The organism is Pseudomonas hormoni, assembly GCF_018502625.1.
Taxonomy (GTDB): Bacteria; Pseudomonadota; Gammaproteobacteria; order Pseudomonadales; family Pseudomonadaceae; genus Aquipseudomonas; species Aquipseudomonas hormoni.
This window is the reverse complement of sequence record NZ_CP075566.1, coordinates 6290721-6308902: the sequence shown is the minus strand read 5'-3', so window position 1 is coordinate 6308902 and position 18182 is coordinate 6290721. Positions and strand designations below refer to the sequence as shown.

The window sequence follows — 18182 nt, the reverse complement described above, 5'->3', positions numbered from 1 at the left end:
ACCAATGCTACAGAATGCCTGTCACCGCGGCACAACCGCTTTCTCAGGCTTTTATTGCAAAGTGTGTTGCTCGATGAACTCTGTCGGCACAACGCCTTCACGGCTGACCAGTCGATTGAGCTCCGAGCGCGGCAATCGAACGGCCAGCAAGCTGACACCTTCTTCGTCGTGTTCTTCTTTCTGCACCGCTCCGAGTTCGAAGAACTGCGCACGCAGTCGAGCGAATCGTTGCGGCAAGCGCAAGGTACCGATAAACAACTCACTGCCCAGCAACTCGGCAATGGCTTGCTCAAGCAATTCCAGACCACTGCCATCACGCGCCGACAGCCAGACCCGTTGAGGCTTGCCGTTTTCGTCGCGCTGGATTTGTGGCTCAACGCCTTCAAGCAAATCGAGTTTGTTATAGACCTCGAGGATCGGCAAGTCCTGGGCGCCAATCTCGCCCAGCACCACCATCACCTGCTCGATCTGCAACATGCGATCCGGTTCGGCCGCATCGATCACGTGCAACAGCAGGTCCGAGTTGCTCGACTCTTCGAGGGTAGACCGAAATGCCTCGACCAGCTTGTGGGGCAAGTGGCGAATGAAACCCACCGTGTCAGCCAGGACAATCGGCCCCAGGTCGTCCAGTTCCAGACGGCGCAAGGTCGGGTCCAGCGTGGCAAACAACTGGTCAGCCGCGTACACGTCGGATTTCGTCACGTTATTGAAGAGCGTGGATTTACCGGCGTTGGTATACCCCACCAAAGACACGGTAGGGATATCCGCACGCGTACGACCACGTCGCGACTGTTCGCGCTGGCTACGCACTTTTTCAAGCCGGCCTTTGATCTGTCGCAGGCGAACCCGAAGCAAGCGGCGGTCGGTTTCCAGTTGGGTTTCACCCGGGCCACGCATGCCGATACCGCCACCTTGACGCTCAAGGTGAGTCCAGCCACGAACCAGCCGGGTGCTCATGTGGTCAAGCTGGGCCAGTTCTACCTGGAGCTTGCCTTCATGGGTACGGGCGCGCTGGGCGAATATATCGAGAATCAGACCGGTGCGGTCGATCACGCGACACTCGAAAACACGTTCGAGGTTACGTTCCTGACTGGGCGTGAGGATGTGGTTGAAGATCACCAGATCTGCCTTCTCGGCATGGACCAGGTCGCGTAGCTCCTCGACCTTGCCGCTACCGATCAGGAATTTGGCGGTTGGCCGATGACGCGGCACGTTAAAAAACGCAACGGTCTCGGCGCCGGCCGAATTAGCCAATTCCTGAAACTCCTGCGGATCTTCGCGCGCCTCAGGGTCCTGTCCATCCAAGTGAACGAGGATTACTCGCTCACCACCACCGTGGCGCTCAAAGAACAAAGGAGACTCCTATCAGGCGTTACCTGGCTCAGCGTCGCCTGCCTCGGATTCGGTTGCGCTAGGCAGACGAATTGGACGAACCGGCACCACTGTAGAGATAGCGTGTTTGTAAACCATCTGACTGACGGTGTTCTTCAGCAGGATAACGAACTGGTCGAAAGACTCGATCGTGCCTTGCAGTTTGATCCCGTTGACCAGGTAGATGGACACCCCAACTTTCTCTTTACGTAAAGTATTCAAGTAAGGGTCTTGTAGCGAATGCCCTTTTGACATGTGCCGCACTCCTTTAAGGATTCAATATAAAAAAATAGGTAAACAGATGGCTTGTGGCCGTCACACCCCCAAGGATAGACGGCAATTGCAAGGACTCAGCTCAATATGGAGATGGTCCCCAGGTATTTCAAGGCGCGCGGCAGATTGTCGCAATCCAGGCTGTCCAACCAGTGTAAATCAGCCCAACTGCGCAGCCAGGTGAACTGACGTTTTGCCAATTGGCGCGTGGCAATGATTCCACGCTCCTGCATCTCGGCTTGTGTCAGCTTGCCATCCAGGTAGTCCCAGACTTGTCGGTAGCCTACCGCACGTATAGACGGCAACCCTGAATGCAGGTCACTTCGCTCACGCAGGGCTACGACCTCGTCAATGAATCCCTGTTCCAACATTAACGTGAATCTTTGTTTAATTCGCTCGTGCAGTACCTGGCGATTTGCCGGAGCAATGGCCAAGTTCGCGACAGTATAGGGCAATTGTTGCAGTCCCGAAGCGGCTGCTTCAGTACTTTGCGCACTTTGTCGCTGTCGCAGCTCGGTCATGCTCTGACCGCTGACTCGATAAACTTCCAGCGCTCGACTGAGGCGCTGGGGATCGTTCGGGTGAATACGCGCGGCGGATTGCGGGTCGATGATCGCCAATTGGTCGTGCAGGGCTTGCCAGCCAAGGCGTGCGGCTTCTTCTTCGATTTGCGCGCGGACTTCAGGATCGGCGGCGGGCATATCCGCCAGACCTTCAACCAAAGCCTTGTAATAGAGCATTGTGCCGCCCACCAGCAGCGGAATTTTGCCGCGTGCGGTGATGTCGGCCATGGCCTCGAGGGCGTCACGGCGAAAATCCGCAGCGGAATAGCTCTCCGCCGGATCAAGAATATCAATCAAACGGTGAGGGAACTCGGCCAAAATCTCTTTCGAAGGCTTGGCGGTGCCGATGTCCATGCCGCGATAAACCAGCGCCGAATCGACACTGATCAACTCGCAAGGCAGGACTTTGGTGAGCTCGATGGCCAGGTCGGTCTTGCCCGCTGCGGTCGGGCCCATCAGGAAAATCGCAGGAGGGAGCTGGCTCATCAACGACCGCGCAGGAACAGTTTGTCCAGATCGTCCAGACCCAATTGGGTCCAGGTCGGTCGGCCATGGTTGCATTGACCGCTGCGTTCGGTGTTTTCCATATCACGCAGCAGACCGTTCATTTCCGGCAGGGCCAGACGCCGATTCGCCCGAATCGCACCGTGGCAGGCCATGGTGCCAAGCAATTCGTTCAGGTGCGCCTGAATCCGGTCGCTGGTGCCGTATTCCATTAAATCCGACAACACGTCGCTCACCAGTCGATTGGCTTCCGCCTGCTTGAGCAAGGCTGGGATCTGCCGGATGGCCAGCGTTTCCGGGCCCAGACGCTGCAATTCAAAGCCCAGACGCTGGAACCACGCGACGTTTTCTTCGGCGCAATCACCTTCGCGCTCGCTCACGGCCAAAGATTCCGGCACCAACAGCGGCTGGCCACTCAAGCCTTCGCTGGCCATGGCGACTTTCAGGCGTTCGTACATGATCCGCTCGTGAGCGGCGTGCATGTCCACCAGCACCAGGCCCTGGGCGTTTTCCGAAAGAATGTAGATGCCTTTGAGCTGCGCCAATGCATAACCCAGCGGCGGAATATCGTCCTGACCGGCCGGAAGCGCGATAGCGTTGGCTTCTGGCAACGGCGCAAAAAATTCACGATACGCCGCCTGGGCTTCAGCTGCAGGCACACCCGACTGAGGACGCGGCGTGTATTGATACTGATAACCGGCGCCAGCGCCGGAACCCGCAGCGGTGTTGAACGACGGTTGTGCCTGAGGCTGCTCCAGCAGCGCATTGGCCGCGAGGCGCATTTCGCCTTGGGGACCGAATTCACCCGCATCGATGCCGGTCGGTCGAACAATGGCCGTCGCCACCGGCGCCGCCAGATGATCTTCCGGCCGCACATCGCCCAAAGCGCGGTGCAGGGTGCCGTAGAGGAAGTCGTGAACCATGCGTCCGTCACGGAAGCGTACTTCGTGCTTGGTCGGGTGCACGTTGACGTCGACGCCCGCAGGATCGACTTCGAAAAACAGCACAAACGTCGGATGGCGGCCGTTGAACAGCACGTCGCGATACGCCTGGCGCACCGCGTGAGCCACCAGTTTGTCGCGCACGGCACGGCCGTTGACGAAGAAATACTGCAAGTCCGCCTGGCTGCGGTTGAACGTCGGCAAGCCAACCCAACCCCACAAATGCAGGCCATTGCGCTCGATTTCGATCGGCAGCGCCTGTTCGAGGAACCCCGAGCCGCAAATCGCCGCCACACGCCGGGCGCGGGCCGCATCATCGCGGGCCTCGTGCAGGCTGAGGATGGTTTTGCCGTTATGGCGCAAATGGAACGCCACATCGAAGCGCGCCAGGGCCAGACGCTTGATCACTTCTTGCAGGTGATCGAATTCGGTTTTTTCGGTCTTGAGGAATTTGCGCCGCGCCGGGGTGTTGAAAAACAGGTCGCGCACTTCCACCGAAGTGCCCACCGGATGAGCGGCCGGTTGCACGCGGGGCGCCATGTCTCGGCCTTCGGTTTCAACCTGCCAGGCCTGGTCGGCATCGCGGGTGCGGGAGGTCAGGGTCAGGCGCGCCACAGAGCTGATCGAGGCGAGCGCTTCCCCGCGAAACCCGAGGCTCATGACCTGTTCGAGATCTTCCAGGTTGCGGATCTTGCTGGTGGCGTGTCGCGCCAGGGCCAGCGGCAGGTCATCGGCAGAAATGCCGCTGCCATCGTCGCGAACCCGCAGCAGCTTGACGCCGCCCTGCTCCACGTCGACATCGATGCGCTTGGCGCCGGAGTCGAGGCTGTTTTCCAGCAACTCCTTGATCACCGAAGCCGGGCGCTCGACCACCTCACCGGCGGCAATCTGGTTCGCCAGTCGTGGGCTGAGCAGCTCGATGCGAGCGCTGTTGATCACGGCCTGATTCATTCTTTGGACGCCAGTTCAGTGCCGGGAATGGTCAGGGTCTGACCGATTTTCAGCTCGTCACTCTTCAGGTTATTGGCACTGCGCAAGGTGGCCGGGGACACCTGATAACGCACGGCAATCATCGCCAGGGTTTCGCCCGGGCTGACCCGGTGATCCCGTGGACCTTGGGCGATCTTGCCGGAATCACGCAGCCAGGCAATGTAAGTGCCCGGCGGTGGATTCTGCTGGAAGAACTGACGTACGCCGCTGCTGATCGAGCGTGCCAGCGCTTGCTGGTGACTGGCCGCCGCGAGTTTCGACGCTTCGTTGGCGTTGGAGATGAACCCGGTTTCCACCAGGATCGACGGGATGTCCGGGGACTTCAACACCATGAACCCGGCTTGTTCCACGCGCTGTTTATGCAGTGGCGTCACGCGACCAATGTTGCTCAGCACTTTTTGGCCAACGTTCAGGCTGGAGGTCAGGGACGCGGTCATCGACAGGTCGAGCAGAACGCCTGCGAGCATGCGGTCCTTGTCGTCGAGGCTGACGTTGCCGGCACCGCCGATCAAGTCGGAGCGGTTTTCACTGTCGGCCAGCCAGCGGGCTGTTTCAGACGTGGCGCCACGATCAGACAAGGCGAACACCGACGCACCGAACGCAGCGGCCGAAGGCGCGGCGTCGGCGTGGATCGAGACGAAGAGGTCGGCGCCCTTCTTGCGGGCGATTTCGGTACGGCCGCGCAACGGGATGAAGTAGTCGCCGGTGCGGGTCAGTTCGGCGCGGAAGCCTTTCATGCCGTTGACCTGACGCTGTAATTCGCGGGCGATGGCCAGCACCACGTCTTTTTCACGTTGACCGCGAGAGCCAGAGGCGCCCGGGTCTTCACCGCCGTGGCCGGCATCGATGACCACCATGATGTCGCGCTTGCCGGCCGGAGCGGGCGGCAGCTTGACCGGTGGATCTACCGGGGTGACCGGGACCGGGGCAACCGTCGCGACGTTGGTCGGTGGCGGGATCGGCGCGGCGTCGGCGGCGTTATCGAACAGATCGACCACCAGGCGATTGCCGTACTGGGCGTTCGGCGCCAGGGTGAAGCTTTTGGGCGTGACGGCTTTTTTCAGGTCGATGACCACACGCAAGTCGGTCGGCGTGCGTTGGGCCGAGCGCATGGCGGTGATGGGCGTATTCGAAGCATTGACGTTCAGTGGTGCCCCGAGGGACGCGCCATTGATGTCGATAACCAGTCGATCCGGGGATGTCAGGGTGAACACGCTGTGCTGCACCGGCCCGGTCAGATCGAACACCAACCGTGTGTTGTCCGGCGCCCGCCACAGGCGAACGCTGTTGACCTTTGTTTCAGCCACAGCGTCGACGGTCACCGCCAAAAACAACATCCCTACGGCAGCTACCATTGCGCGAAAGCGCATACCTGACCCCATCATTTAATTGGATTCCAATGCCAAAGCGGCACACCACGACTCGCCACGCGAGCCCTGGGACAAAATTTTCAGCGAACGCCCGCTGTCTTGCGGGCTAATGGTAATGGTCAGGTCGGGCTTTGGCAAAAAGCCTGCACCCTTGCGAGGCCATTCGATCAGGCACAACGCATCGTCTTCGAAGTAGTCGCGGATGCCGAGGTACTCCAGTTCTTCAGGGTCGACCAAGCGATAGAGATCGAAATGAAAGGCGCGGATGTCACCGATCTCGTAGGGCTCGACCAGCGTGAACGTCGGACTTTTCACCGCACCGACATGCCCCAGACCCCGGATGATGCCCCGCGACAGCGTGGTTTTCCCCGCCCCCAGATCCCCTTCCAGAAAAATCAGACCGTGCCCTTGAGTGGTTTTTGCGATGCGCTCGCCAAATGCGGTCATCGCCTCTTCATCAGCCAGGTACAGGGTTACTTCAGACACGGTGCTTGCTCCTCCAACAACTGACGAATGGCTGGAATCAGATCACTGGCCGCCAGCCCACGGCCCGATTTACCTTGTTGCGCGCCGGCATTGGCGTGCAGCCAGACCGCCAGGCAAGCGGCGTCGAACGCATTCATGCCTTGCGCGAGCAATGCGCCAACCAGCCCAGCCAGCACATCGCCCAGACCGGCGGTGGCCATGGCCGGGTGGCCTTGATGACACAACGCCAGACGCCCGTCGGGACTGGCGATCAGGCTGCCAGCGCCTTTCAAAACCACTACAGCTGTATATTTTTTGCTCAATGCTTGAGCGGCGGATGGACGGTCGGCCTGTACTTCAGCGGCACTGATCCCGAGCAACCGCGCCGCTTCCCCCGGATGCGGAGTGATCACGCAGTCCCTGGGCAAGCTCACGCGTTCTTCGGCCAGCATGTTCAGCGCATCCGCGTCCCAGACCTGTGGCAACGGCGCATTGGCCGCCGCCGACAACAGACTGCGGCCCCACGAAGCCTGCCCGAGGCCCGGCCCCACTACCAGTACGGAAACTTTTTGCAGCAATCCCATCAACTGATTGGCTGACGAAGTGCCCAGCACCATGGCTTCGGGGATTCGCGCCAGTGCCGCCGGCACATGCTCGCTTCGGGTGGCGACCGATACCATGCCAGCACCACTGCGCAGGGCGCTTTGCGCACTCAACAGAATGGCACCGCCGAAACCGCGATCACCGCCAATCAACAAGACATGGCCGAATTTGCCTTTATGGGCCGTCGGCGCGCGATGCGCCAGACGCGGCAAATTGCCGGCCGTCAGGCGACGCGCACTGATGGCGACCCCGTTGAATGACTCGGGGGATGCCTGCAGATCATTGAAAACCAACTCACCCACCACGTCCGCCGCTTCGCCCGTGAACAGACCCAACTTCAAACCAATGAAAGTCACGGTCAGATCCGCCCGAACGGCCACGCCGAGCACACGTCCTGTATCGGCACACAGTCCCGAAGGAATATCCACTGCGGCAACTGGCAGTTCGCTGGCATTGATCGCGGCGATGACACTGGCGTAAGGCTCTCGCACCTCGCCTGTCAGACCGGTGCCAAGCAAGGCGTCCAACACGATTCCGCGCAACTCCGATTGCGCGCTCCAGGCTTGAATGGCAACGCCTTCGGAAAGGGCCTCGGCTCGGGCCAGCCCGGCATCGCCCTGCAAACGCTGAGGATCACCGGCCGCCAACACGCGCACATGCCAGCCGGCACGCCGGGCCAAGACCGCTACCAGATAGCCATCACCGGCGTTGTTGCCGTGACCGGTGACCACCGTCAGTTCGTGGGCCGACGGCCACTGCCGGACCAGCGCACGCCAGGTCGCCCGCGCCGCACGCTGCATCAATTCGAAGCCCGGCGTGCCCGCCGCAATCAGGCTCGCATCGAGGGCTCGCACTTGCGCGGCGCTATACAGCGCGTCGGGTAAATCATCTTTAGTGTGCGGCATGCGTCTTCGGGCTCCGATGTCTGGCAGAATTATACGCACCTCAGCTCCGGTTTCTCTCGCCTCATGCCCGCTATTACCACAGACCTGCCCGCCCTCGCCCAATCCATCAAGGACTGGGGCCGCGAGCTGGGCTTTCAGCAAGTCGGCATCAGCGGCCTGGACCTGGCCGAGCATGAGCAGCACCTGGAGCGCTGGCTTGCGGCCGGTTACCACGGCGAAATGGACTACATGGGCGCCCACGGCAGCAAACGCTCACACCCGGAAGAGCTGGTGCCCGGCACGCTTCGGGTGGTGTCCCTGCGCATGGATTACCTGCCGGGCGACACCGAAATGGCCAAGCGCCTGGCCCAACCGGAAAAAGCCTACGTCTCGCGTTATGCCTTGGGCCGCGATTACCACAAATTGATCCGTAAACGCGTGCAACAACTCGCCGATAAAATTCAGGCCGAGATCGGGCCGTTCGGTTTTCGTGCCTTTGTCGACAGTGCGCCGGTGCTGGAAAAAGCCATCGCCGAGCAGGCTGGCCTTGGCTGGATCGGCAAAAATACACTGGTCTTGAATCGCAAGGCCGGCAGTTACTTCTTCCTCAGCGAACTGTTTGTCGACCTGCCGCTGCCGGTCGACCCGCCCCATAGCACCGAACATTGCGGGCGCTGCACCGCGTGCCTCGACATCTGCCCGACCAACGCCTTTGTCGGTCCTTATGTGCTGGATGCCCGACGCTGCATCTCTTACCTGACCATCGAACTGAAAAGCGCGATTCCCGAAGACTTGCGGCCATTGATCGGCAATCGGGTCTTCGGCTGCGATGACTGCCAGATCGTCTGCCCGTGGAACCGCTTCGCCCGCCCGTCCGGTGAAAGCGACTTCAAGCCAAGGCACAACCTGGACAACGCCGAATTGGCGGAGCTGTTCATGTGGGACGAGGACAAATTCCTCAGCAGCACTGAAGGCTCGCCGTTACGGCGCGCGGGTTACGAGCGCTGGTTGCGCAATCTGGCGGTGGGCCTGGGGAATGCGCCGTCGAGCATTCCGGTGCTGGAAGCGTTGAAGGCGCGGCGCGATTATCCGTCGGAACTGGTCCGCGAGCATGTGGAATGGGCGTTGAAGCAACACGCCGAACGTCAGGCTTCGTCGTTATAAACGAACTTGGGCATTTCCCAGTGGAAACGGATCGCCAGTAACCGCAACAGGAAGCCGCCGAACAGGGTGATCAGAATCGCCTGTTCTCCCGGCACGTTCAGATATAGACACAGCATGTAGCACCACGCCGCCGCGAACGACACGCTGGCGTAGAGCTCGCGGCGGAAGATCAGCGGGATGTCGTTGCAGAAGATGTCGCGCAGGATGCCGCCGAATACGCCGGTAATCACGCCGCTGACCGAGGCCACCAACATGCCATGACCCATTTCCAGGGCGGTCATGCAGCCGATCAGGGTAAACGCCACCAGACCCACGGCGTCGAGTACCAGAAACAGTGAGCGCAAGTGACGCATCCAGCGTGCAGCGAAGACCGTGAACATGGCTGCAATCGATGTCAGCACCAGGTATTCCGGGTGTTTCACCCACGTCAGCGGGTAATGGCCGAGGAGCACGTCGCGCACCGAACCGCCGCCCAACGCAGTGATGCAGGCGATCAGCACCACGCCAAACCAGTCCATGCCACGACGACCGGCGGACAGGGCGCCGGTCATGGCTTCGGCGGTAATGGCGATCAGGTAAAGCATCAGCAACATGGTGGCGGTCCTTGCAGGAAGGCGCGCAGTCTAGCCATTTAGTCCCGGCACCAAAAGAGGGCAAGAGCAGACACCGAGACCTGTGGCGAGGGAACTTGCTCCCGCTGGGTCGCGAAGCGGCCCCAAAACCAGACACCTTGCTCGTTCAGATGTACCGCATCGGCTGGGTTGCGGCTGCTTCGCAGCCGAGCGGGAGCAAGCTCCCTCGCCACAAGGGGCCGGCAGCATCAGAACTTGATGAAATGCTTGCGGTAATGCTGCAACTCGGCGATGGATTCGCGGATGTCGTCCAGGGCCAGGTGGGTGCTGCCCTTTTTGAAGCTGTCGCGTACGTCCGGCGCCCAGCGCGCGGCCAGTTCTTTCAGGGTCGAGACGTCGAGGTTGCGGTAGTGGAAGAAGCTTTCCAGGGATTTCATGTGCGTATAAAGGAAGCGACGGTCCTGGCAGATGCTGTTGCCACAGATCGGCGACTTGCCCTTTGGCACCCACTTCTCCAGGAAGGCAATGGTCTCGGCTTCCGCTTCGGCCATGCTGATGCGGCTGTCGCGCACGCGCTGAGTCAGGCCCGAGCCGCCGTGTTGACGGGTGTTCCACTCGTCCATGCCGGCGAGAATTTCATCGCTGTGATGGATCGCGATCACCGGCCCTTCGGCCAAGGTGTTCAGGTCACTGTCGGTGACGATGGTGGCCATCTCGATGATGACGTCGGTATCAGGGTTCAGACCGGTCATTTCCAGGTCGATCCAGATCAGATTCTGCGGGTTTTGCATGTGTCGGCTCCTAGGCAATGCTGCGCAGTTTAGCCTAGGGAGGTGGCCGGGCGTGCTAAACTCGCGGCCGTTTTACTTAATCGCTGCATTCTTGATACGGAACACCCATGGCCAAACGCCAACTCAATCGTCGTCAAAACTGGCGCATCGAAAAGATTCAGGGCGAACGCGCTGCCCGCGCCGCCAAACGCGAGTCCTCGGCTGTCGAGGCACTTGAGGGTGGCGACCTGGGTCCGGAACAGACGGGCCTGGTGATCGCGCACTTCGGTGTGCAGGTCGAAGTCGAAGCCCTCGAGGGCGAACTGGCCGGTGAAGTGTTCCGTTGTCACTTGCGCGCCAACCTGCCGGCGCTGGTGACCGGCGATCAGGTGGTCTGGCGTGCCGGCAACCAGGGTATCGGTGTGATCGTGGCGCAACTGCCGCGAAAAACCGAACTCTGCCGTCCGGACAGCCGTGGCCAGCTCAAGCCTGTAGCCGCCAACGTCGACATGATCGTCATCGTCTTCGCGCCGCTGCCCGAGCCTCACGCCAACCTGATCGACCGTTATCTGGTCGCGGCGGAGCACGCCGGCATTCGGCCGCTGCTGCTGCTCAACAAATTCGACCTGATCGACGAGCAGAACGCCCCGGCGCTGAATGCCCTGCTCGCGGTTTACCGCACGCTGGGTTATCCGGTACTGGAAGTGTCGGCGCACCACGGCAATGGCATGGAGCAACTTCAAGAACAACTGGACGGGCGCATCAGCGTGTTCGTCGGCCAGTCCGGCGTCGGCAAGTCGTCGCTGGTCAACAGCCTGCTGCCGGAAGTCGAAACCCGTGTCGGCCCGCTGTCCGAGTTGTCCGGCCAGGGCACTCACACCACGACGACCGCGCGGCTGTTCCACTTCCCCGGTGGCGGTGAGTTGATCGACTCCCCGGGTATCCGCGAATTCGGCCTGGGACACGTCAGCCGCGCCGACGTCGAAGCCGGTTTCATCGAGTTCAACGACTTGATCGGCACCTGCCGCTTCCGTGACTGCAAGCACGACCGCGAACCGGGTTGTGCATTGCTCAAGGCACTGGAAGAAGGCCGCGTGCAGCAGCAACGGATGAACAGCTACCGCTCGATCATCGCCAGTTTGCCGGAGAGCAGCTACTAAACTGCTTCCCGCAGACACAAAAAAGCCGCGAATATCGCGGCTTTCTCGTTTTCAACGTACAGCTTTTTCCAGCTTCCAGCCCAGCACATCCAAGGCGTCACAGCCGTCCTGAATCAACATGTGCGCAGCGTTGGCGAAATGCTCCAGGTCGTGTCCTTCGGCGTTTTTGATGCACAGGCAGGTGACGCTGTTGAGCAGATTACGTGCGGCTTTGAGTCGATGGACGGCGGTTTCAAGAAGATCGGAAGCGCGGGCTTCGGTGTCGATGTATAGCGTCGGGCCGACGCTGAAGTTGCCTTGGAGCGGGTGGTATCTGGACATGGCATGAATTCCTTCTGAAAGATGAAACTCCCACCCTTTTCGCGGCTAATCGAATGGAGTGGCAGCTGTACGTGGGTTAGCCGACCGGTCAGAGGAACCCGGCACACCCGAAGATGTCCCACGCACAGCCACCATAGACAGATATGTCAGGCAGCAAATAGCACCGCGATTATACGGGCGCTCGTGCATTCCTCTCAAACGACCGGCTAAGGTCCATCACCGATTCATCGGCGACGGACAAACTATAGGCGAGCCTTAAGCGAAGAAAAACATGGTTTATACGTCTCGGAGACTTCCTACACCTTTCTCGGACATGCCCTCATTCCTTGGTTTTTACCGTGATCAGGCAGATGCAAATTCATTCTTGCGGCGATGGACTTAAGTGCGCCGCGTTCATTCAGGCAGCACGCGTCATCGTTGACGACCATCGCTGGCAAGCCAGCTCCCACAGGGGAACGCGAACGCTTCAAATGACAGGCCGGCCGGTAGGCCGCCTCGGTTGCATTGGCGGTAGTCGCCCCCTCACGCCGAGTGGAGGTTCTGCGCAGTGGGCAACCCGGCAGGGATGCCGGGTTAGCCGCCCCCGGCCATGGATGGCCGATGGCGGCGGGCCCACGGAGCAGGACCGGAAGGAGGGCATGCCGAGCCTAGGCGAGGCTCCGAACGAAAGGGGCAAAAGCGCTTGGTTACTTGGCGCTTCTCCAAGTGACTCGCCGTAAGGGCGAAACCATTAGCCGCCGTAACCGCAGCAACGGATATGTACACCACCACAAAATCACGCCAGCCATGAGGTCCCCATCGCAGGCAAGCCAGCTCCCACAGGGACCGTGCCCAGCTGAAAATGAAGTAGCTTCCAAAGCAGTGCCGCAAAAAAGCCGACATCACTGTCGGCTTTTTTGTGGCTCACTACTTCGCTGGTCCACCCGGTTTCGGCGCCGGGTCATCGAACAGGTTCAAACGCTCGCGAAGTTCATGGGCCGGCAGCGGTTCTTTATCGGCCGGCAATGCGTTCGGGTCGGCTGGCGTGGCCGGCACTTCACCCGGGCCGCCCTGCCCTTGCGTCGCCTCTGGCGTCGGCTCCGCGCCTTGCGAGCCTTCGATGGCACGCTGGGCTTTCTTGGTCAGCACGATAATGTCGATTCGGCGGTTGACCGGGTTGAGCGGGTTCTCGCGATCGAACAACGCCGACGAGGCATAACCGACGACGCGAGCGACTTGCTGATCCGGATAACTGCCCGCCACCAACGCACGACGTGCGGCGTTGGCCCGGTTGGCCGAGAGCTCCCAGTTACCGAAATCGCCGGTGCCCGAGTACGGCTTGGCATCGGTGTGGCCGCTGATGCTGATCTTGTTCGGCACCGCTTTGATGGTGTCGGCCATGGCCAGCAGGATGTCTTCGAAATACGGCTTCAGACGCGCACTGCCGGAGTCGAACATCGGGCGGTTTTCGGCGTCAACGATCTGGATGCGCAGGCCGTCCGGCGTGATTTCGAACAGAATCTGGTCCTTGAATTTCTTCAGCTGCGGGTTCTCTTCGACCTTGTTCTGCAGTTCTTGCAGCAGCAGTTCGAGGCGTTCCTTCTCCACCATCTCAGCCATGCCTTCGACCTGTTCGGCGTCGATGGTCACCTTGTCCGGCTGCGGCTGGGATTTCACTTCAGGGTTGAGGGTGTTCTCCGGCGCCAGGGTCGGCGTGCCGCCCAGATCGATGATGTACGGCGTGCCGCTTTCGGAAAAGCCGACCGGGTCCTTGAAGTAACCGGCGATGGCGATCTTCTGTTCCGGTGTCGCGGTGGACAGCAGCCACAGCACCAGGAAGAACGCCATCATCGCCGTCGCGAAGTCGGCGAAGGCGATTTTCCAGGCGCCCCCGTGATGCCCGCCGGCGATGCGCTTGACGCGCTTGATGATTATCGGCTGGTTATTTTCCATGACTTAGCGACCGCGAACCGCTTGTTCCAGCTCAGCGAAGCTAGGACGGTGCGCCGGGTACAGAACCTTGCGCCCGAACTCCACCGCCAGCGATGGCGGCATGCCGGAAGCCGAAGCCACCAGCGAGGCCTTGATGGCTTCGTAGACGTTAAGTTCTTCCTTGGCATCGTGGGCCAGGGAGTGGGCCAGCGGACCGAAGAAACCGTACGCGGCGAGAATACCGAAGAAGGTACCGACCAGTGCCGCACCGACGTGCAGACCGATGGATTTCTGGTCGCCTTCGCCCAGGGACGCCATGGTCACCACAATACCCAATACCGCCGCGACGATACCGAAACCTGGCATGGCGTCGGCGATGCCGTTCACCGCGTGGGATGGGTGCTCCAGGTCTTCCTTGAGATTGTAGAGTTCCATGTCGAACAGGCCTTCCAGCTCATGGGGAGCCATGTTGCCGGAGGACATGATGCGCAGGTAATCGCAGATGAACGCGGTCATGCGCTCGTCCTTGAGCACCGACGGGTACTTGGCGAAGATGGGGCTCGCGGCGGCATCTTCGATGTCGCCTTCGATGGCCATCATGCCTTCGCGGCGACTCTTGTTGAGGATCTCGTAGATCAGCCCCAATACTTCAAGATAGTAGCCGTGATTGAACCGCGACCCGAACATGCTCAAGGACTTCTTGAGCACGTGCATGGTCATGTAACCGGGGTTGGCCTGGAGGAATGCGCCAAGGGCCGCACCACCGATGATCATCACCTCGAAAGGTTGAATCAGGGCGGCAATTTTGCCGTGGGAGAGCACGTATCCGCCGAGCACGCTCGCGAATACGACGATGATGCCGATTATTTTAGCCATAGGTAGGAGAGCACTTACTGAGTCGGGTTCAAGGTCATATTCGGAAGTTAAAAAATCTCTTCTTCTACTTATCGGCAAAACTGCGCCAGACTATAGCCAGTTCAGGCGAAAAGCCAATTTGGCCCGCTCCAGGCATAGGTAATGCAGACGATGGTCGCGTCCAGACATGGCTAACGAAACGAACGTCCCAACTCCAAAACCGACCACACTCGAAGGCTGGGTCAAGCTTCTCGATGGTGTGCGCCTGCCGGTTCCGCAGGCCAGCCATGACTTGGTTTGCAAGGCTATCCGCGACAACCGCAGCTCGCTGCGCGATATCGCCGAGCAGATGCAAGAGAGCCCCGCCCTGGCCTTGAGTGTGATCCGCGAAGCCAACCGGCACACCCACGGCAGCATGACCGAGCCTGCGGAAAACCTTGAGGTGGCGATCAATCGCCTCGGTTTGAAGCGCACCGAAGAACTGCTCGCCCGGCTGCCCGCGGAACCGGAATCGCAAATTCCCGTGGCCCTGCGTCAGCTGCAGTTGATCAGCCAGCACGCGACCCAACAAGCCAACGGCTTTTTCGCCGCCCGCCTGGCGCGGCTATGGCAAGACATCCACTGGGGCAGCCTGCTGTTTCTTTCACCGCTGTGGCCCATGGCGTTGACCCATCCGCAGTTGCTCGAAGAATGGGAGCTGCGGGTCATCCATAAAGGCGAGTCGGCGCGCAAAGTCGAGAAACAATTATTCGGCGTTCGCCTGCTGGAAATCGCTCAGGCGCTGGTGGAGATCTGGCACCTGCCGATCTGGGTGCAACAGGGTTACAAGCTGTTGCTCAACGAGCAGCGGGAACTGGTGAAAGTCCTGCGCATTGCGCGCGACAGCGATCATCCGTTGCGCCAACAGAACCGTCTTGATGACGATCCGACCCTTCGCCGCTGGCTCAATCAACCGGCCAATACCGTGTTGCTGGCCAACGGTCTGGCACTGTCGGCGCAACAGGCCTGGGACAGTCCGCACAGCGAACGCTGGCAATACCTGACCAGCCTTTACCTGCAAATGCCGATGGACGAGGTGCAGCAGCAATTGCACCAGCAGGCCGCCAACAGTGCGCGTCAACACGGTATGCCAGACCTTTGGCACCCGGCCGTTGCGCTGCTCTGGCCGTGGGGCATGAATCGCGTTCACGCCGGTCTGCTGCCCGCCCCGGCGCCGACCGCCGAGGACCTGGCCAAGTGGCGCACACAATGCGCCGAGCTGCTGGTAGAACCGAGTCGTTTCACCAATGCCATGCACTTGACCAACTCGGCCCGTGACGCGCTGGTCGCGTGCGGCATGCGTCGAGTGATGATCCTGATGGCCGACCGCACGCACGCCAACCTGCGCGTGCACCAGATCGCCGGGTTGCCGAAAGAAACCGCCGGCCTGAATTTCGTGGTCAGCCAAAGCACCGTGCTGCAACGCCTGCTTTCGCAACAGGCCCAAGTGCGCCTGACACCGGTCAACAACGCGCAGTTTTCGGCGCTGCTGCCGGCCGGCCTGCGTTCGCAGTTCGGTGGCGAACACCTGCTGTTGCGCTCGCTGGTCAGCAACGGCCGCGTGATCATGATCGTGGTGGCGGATCAGGGCGGCGGGCCGTTTTCTGAAATCACCGTGCAGGCCTTTGGCAAAACCGCGCAGTGCATCGAGAAAGCCCTGCACAGCTTTAGCCATCGCGGCCAATGACCCGCTACAATCCTTCCCTTTGTGCTCTGGAGACCTCACATGTCTGACTTCTCTGGCTTGCCGCTGGTGATCGAACCGAGCGACTTGCTCCCTCGCCTCGACGCCCGCGATCTGATTCTGGTGGACCTGACCAGCAGCGCCCGCTATGCCGAAGGGCATATTCCCGGAGCGCGTTTTGTCGATCCGAAACGTACGCAACTCGGCCAGCCGCCTGCGCCAGGCTTGATGCCGCCGCACGCGGCACTCGAAGCGTTGTTCGGTGAGCTGGGCCACAATCCCGATGCGGTCTACGTCGTGTATGACGACGAAGGCGGCGGTTGGGCCGGGCGTTTTATCTGGCTGCTGGACGTCATCGGCCACAGCAAGTACCACTATGTCGACGGCGGCCTGACGGCCTGGCTGGCAGAAGGCTCGCCCATGTCGATCCAGATCCCGCCCACGGTCGGCGGCCCGGTTGCGCTGACCCTGCACGACGAACCCACCGCCACCCGCGAATACCTGCAAAGCCGTCTCGGCGCCGCCGACCTGGCGATCTGGGACGCGCGCGGGCCGCTGGAGTACTCCGGCGAGAAAGTCCTCGCGGCCAAGGGCGGACACATTCCCGGCGCGGTCAATTTCGAATGGACCGCGGGCATGGACCGGGCGCGCAACCTGCGCATCCGCAAGGACATGCCGCAGATCCTGGAAAAACTCGGGATCAGCAAAGACAAAGAAGTGATTACCCACTGCCAGACTCACCACCGTTCTGGCTTCACCTATCTGGTGGCCAAGTCCCTCGGTTATCCGCGGGTCAAAGGCTACGCCGGCTCCTGGGGCGAATGGGGTAACCATCCCGATACGCCTGTAGAGATTTAAGGTTTTTAAGGACAGTTAATGAATAAGCGTTTGTTTATCCTCAGCCAATACCTGCTGCCCCACCACTTGCTCTCGCGACTGGCCGGCTGCATCGCCGAATGCCGTGTGCGCTGGTTCAAGAATGCGTTCACCGCGTGGTTCGCCAAGCGTTATCAAGTGGACATGTCCCAGGCCCTGGTCGAAGACCTGACCGCCTATGAGCACTTCAACGCGTTCTTCACCCGCGCGTTGAAAGACGGCGCTCGTCCGCTGGACGAAACCCCGGGCGCGATCCTCAGCCCGGCCGACGGCGCGGTCAGCCAGCTCGGCCCGATCGAACACGGTCGCGTGTTCCAGGCCAAGGGCCACAGCTTCAGCGTGCTGGAGTTGCTGGGCGGTGACGCTGCCAACGCAGCGCCGTTCATGGGCGGTGATTTCGCGACCATTTACCTGTCACCGAAGGATTACCACCGCGTGCACATGCCGCTGGCCGGCACATTGCGCGAGATGGTCTACATTCCGGGGCGGATTTTCTCGGTCAACCAGACCACCGCTGAAAACGTTCCGGAATTGTTTGCCCGCAACGAGCGTGTGGCGTGCATTTTCGACACCGAGCGCGGGCCGATGGCCGTGGTGCTGGTGGGCGCGATGATCGTCGCATCGATCGAAACCGTCTGGGCTGGTTTGGTGACCCCACCGAAGCGCGAACTGAAAACCTTCCGCTACGACGAAGCGGCTCGTGCGCCGATCCACCTGGAAAAAGGTGCGGAACTGGGTCGTTTCAAGCTGGGTTCGACGGCTGTTGTGCTGTTCGGCCCTGATCAAGTGCAGTGGGCTGAAGAACTGGCGGCCGGTTCGCCGGTGCAGATGGGCCAGGGCATGGGCCTGCCAAAAGCCTGATCCCC

The 18182-nt window shown here is 60.8% G+C and carries 17 protein-coding genes; 5 read left to right on the top strand and 12 right to left on the bottom strand.

The annotated features are described in order from the left end of the window. Positions 1-51: 51 nt before the first annotated feature. The 7 genes from hflX to KJF94_RS29225 form a co-directional block, all read right to left on the bottom strand. A complete protein-coding gene (gene hflX / locus KJF94_RS29255) occupies positions 52-1353 on the bottom strand; it encodes a ribosome rescue GTPase HflX (RefSeq protein ID WP_046056854.1) in 1302 nt (433 codons plus the stop codon). 12 nt (positions 1354-1365) lie between these two features. Then, positions 1366-1626, bottom strand: a complete 261-nt coding sequence (gene hfq / locus KJF94_RS29250; RefSeq protein WP_007902656.1) for an RNA chaperone Hfq — start codon at positions 1624-1626, stop codon at positions 1366-1368. 95 nt (positions 1627-1721) lie between these two features. Further along, the gene (gene miaA / locus KJF94_RS29245; RefSeq protein ID WP_084319340.1) at positions 1722-2693 is read right to left on the bottom strand and encodes a tRNA (adenosine(37)-N6)-dimethylallyltransferase MiaA; all 972 of its coding nucleotides are present in this window, start codon (positions 2691-2693) and stop codon (positions 1722-1724) included. Beyond that, positions 2693-4603 (bottom strand): DNA mismatch repair endonuclease MutL, encoded by a 1911-nt coding sequence (gene mutL / locus KJF94_RS29240; protein ID WP_375379873.1) that lies wholly within the window; start codon positions 4601-4603, stop codon positions 2693-2695. Before mutL ends, miaA begins: the two co-directional genes overlap by 1 nt. Beyond that, on the bottom strand, positions 4600-5979 hold the full coding sequence (locus KJF94_RS29235) for an N-acetylmuramoyl-L-alanine amidase (protein ID WP_375379882.1): 1380 nt from the start codon (positions 5977-5979) through the stop codon (positions 4600-4602). Before KJF94_RS29235 ends, mutL begins: the two co-directional genes overlap by 4 nt. A gap of 48 nt (positions 5980-6027) precedes the next feature. Beyond that, positions 6028-6498, bottom strand: a complete 471-nt coding sequence (gene tsaE, locus KJF94_RS29230; protein ID WP_084319345.1) for a tRNA (adenosine(37)-N6)-threonylcarbamoyltransferase complex ATPase subunit type 1 TsaE — start codon at positions 6496-6498, stop codon at positions 6028-6030. Beyond that, on the bottom strand, positions 6486-7985 hold the full coding sequence (locus KJF94_RS29225; RefSeq protein ID WP_214380409.1) for an NAD(P)H-hydrate dehydratase: 1500 nt from the start codon (positions 7983-7985) through the stop codon (positions 6486-6488). Before KJF94_RS29225 ends, tsaE begins: the two co-directional genes overlap by 13 nt. A 63-nt stretch (positions 7986-8048) precedes the next feature. Here KJF94_RS29225 and queG point away from each other — a divergent pair, with 63 nt between their 5' ends. Further along, positions 8049-9128: a tRNA epoxyqueuosine(34) reductase QueG gene (gene queG / locus KJF94_RS29220; RefSeq protein ID WP_214380408.1), complete on the top strand. Its 1080-nt coding sequence runs from the start codon at positions 8049-8051 to the stop codon at positions 9126-9128. Here queG and KJF94_RS29215 read toward each other — a convergent pair. Both KJF94_RS29215 and orn read right to left on the bottom strand, forming a co-directional pair. After that, positions 9110-9721, bottom strand: coding sequence for a trimeric intracellular cation channel family protein (locus tag KJF94_RS29215; protein ID WP_017336246.1), 612 nt, complete (start codon positions 9719-9721; stop codon positions 9110-9112). The genes queG and KJF94_RS29215 overlap by 19 nt on opposite strands. Before the next feature lie 227 nt (positions 9722-9948). Continuing rightward, the gene (gene orn / locus KJF94_RS29210; protein WP_008035288.1) at positions 9949-10491 is read right to left on the bottom strand and encodes an oligoribonuclease; all 543 of its coding nucleotides are present in this window, start codon (positions 10489-10491) and stop codon (positions 9949-9951) included. Between the two features lie 107 nt (positions 10492-10598). On the opposite strand from orn, the gene rsgA reads away from it, so the two are divergent. Then, positions 10599-11630, top strand: a complete 1032-nt coding sequence (gene rsgA, locus KJF94_RS29205) for a small ribosomal subunit biogenesis GTPase RsgA (protein WP_028621995.1) — start codon at positions 10599-10601, stop codon at positions 11628-11630. A gap of 51 nt (positions 11631-11681) precedes the next feature. Here rsgA and KJF94_RS29200 read toward each other — a convergent pair whose 3' ends face one another. From KJF94_RS29200 to motA, 3 genes are all read right to left on the bottom strand, one after another. Further along, positions 11682-11951: a hypothetical protein gene (locus KJF94_RS29200; RefSeq protein ID WP_214380407.1), complete on the bottom strand. Its 270-nt coding sequence runs from the start codon at positions 11949-11951 to the stop codon at positions 11682-11684. 906 nt (positions 11952-12857) lie between these two features. Next, on the bottom strand, positions 12858-13883 hold the full coding sequence (gene motB / locus KJF94_RS29195) for a flagellar motor protein MotB (protein ID WP_214380406.1): 1026 nt from the start codon (positions 13881-13883) through the stop codon (positions 12858-12860). Between the two features lie 3 nt (positions 13884-13886). Beyond that, positions 13887-14738, bottom strand: coding sequence for a flagellar motor stator protein MotA (gene motA, locus KJF94_RS29190; RefSeq protein WP_214380405.1), 852 nt, complete (start codon positions 14736-14738; stop codon positions 13887-13889). Positions 14739-14904: 166 nt separating this feature from the next. Here motA and KJF94_RS29185 point away from each other — a divergent pair, with 166 nt between their 5' ends. The 3 genes from KJF94_RS29185 to asd are packed head-to-tail and all read left to right on the top strand — an operon-like array spanning position 14905 to position 18177. Next, a complete protein-coding gene (locus KJF94_RS29185; protein WP_214380404.1) occupies positions 14905-16443 on the top strand; it encodes an HDOD domain-containing protein in 1539 nt (512 codons plus the stop codon). A 39-nt stretch (positions 16444-16482) separates the two neighbouring features. After that, the gene (locus KJF94_RS29180; RefSeq protein WP_214380403.1) at positions 16483-17298 is read left to right on the top strand and encodes a rhodanese-like domain-containing protein; all 816 of its coding nucleotides are present in this window, start codon (positions 16483-16485) and stop codon (positions 17296-17298) included. Between the two features lie 18 nt (positions 17299-17316). Then, on the top strand, positions 17317-18177 hold the full coding sequence (gene asd, locus KJF94_RS29175) for an archaetidylserine decarboxylase (protein WP_008040415.1): 861 nt from the start codon (positions 17317-17319) through the stop codon (positions 18175-18177). Positions 18178-18182: the final 5 nt, after the last annotated feature.

Bases quoted from the DNA above. Each gene is read 5' to 3' on its own strand.
- hfq (WP_007902656.1), bottom strand. From the start codon at position 1,626: ATGTCAAAAGGGCATTCGCTACAAGACCCTTACTTGAATACTTTACGT.
- miaA (WP_084319340.1), bottom strand. From the start codon at position 2,693: ATGAGCCAGCTCCCTCCTGCGATTTTCCTGATGGGCCCGACCGCAGCG.
- mutL (WP_375379873.1), bottom strand. From the start codon at position 4,603: ATGAATCAGGCCGTGATCAACAGCGCTCGCATCGAGCTGCTCAGCCCA.
- KJF94_RS29235 (WP_375379882.1), bottom strand. From the start codon at position 5,979: ATGTTGTTTTTGGCGGTGACCGTCGACGCTGTGGCTGAAACAAAGGTC.
- KJF94_RS29225 (WP_214380409.1), bottom strand. From the start codon at position 7,985: ATGCCGCACACTAAAGATGATTTACCCGACGCGCTGTATAGCGCCGCG.
- queG (WP_214380408.1), top strand. From the start codon at position 8,049: ATGCCCGCTATTACCACAGACCTGCCCGCCCTCGCCCAATCCATCAAG.
- KJF94_RS29215 (WP_017336246.1), bottom strand. From the start codon at position 9,721: ATGTTGCTGATGCTTTACCTGATCGCCATTACCGCCGAAGCCATGACC.
- orn (WP_008035288.1), bottom strand. From the start codon at position 10,491: ATGCAAAACCCGCAGAATCTGATCTGGATCGACCTGGAAATGACCGGT.
- rsgA (WP_028621995.1), top strand. From the start codon at position 10,599: ATGGCCAAACGCCAACTCAATCGTCGTCAAAACTGGCGCATCGAAAAG.
- KJF94_RS29200 (WP_214380407.1), bottom strand. From the start codon at position 11,951: ATGTCCAGATACCACCCGCTCCAAGGCAACTTCAGCGTCGGCCCGACG.
- motB (WP_214380406.1), bottom strand. From the start codon at position 13,883: ATGGAAAATAACCAGCCGATAATCATCAAGCGCGTCAAGCGCATCGCC.
- motA (WP_214380405.1), bottom strand. From the start codon at position 14,738: ATGGCTAAAATAATCGGCATCATCGTCGTATTCGCGAGCGTGCTCGGC.
- KJF94_RS29185 (WP_214380404.1), top strand. From the start codon at position 14,905: ATGGCTAACGAAACGAACGTCCCAACTCCAAAACCGACCACACTCGAA.
- KJF94_RS29180 (WP_214380403.1), top strand. From the start codon at position 16,483: ATGTCTGACTTCTCTGGCTTGCCGCTGGTGATCGAACCGAGCGACTTG.
- asd (WP_008040415.1), top strand. From the start codon at position 17,317: ATGAATAAGCGTTTGTTTATCCTCAGCCAATACCTGCTGCCCCACCAC.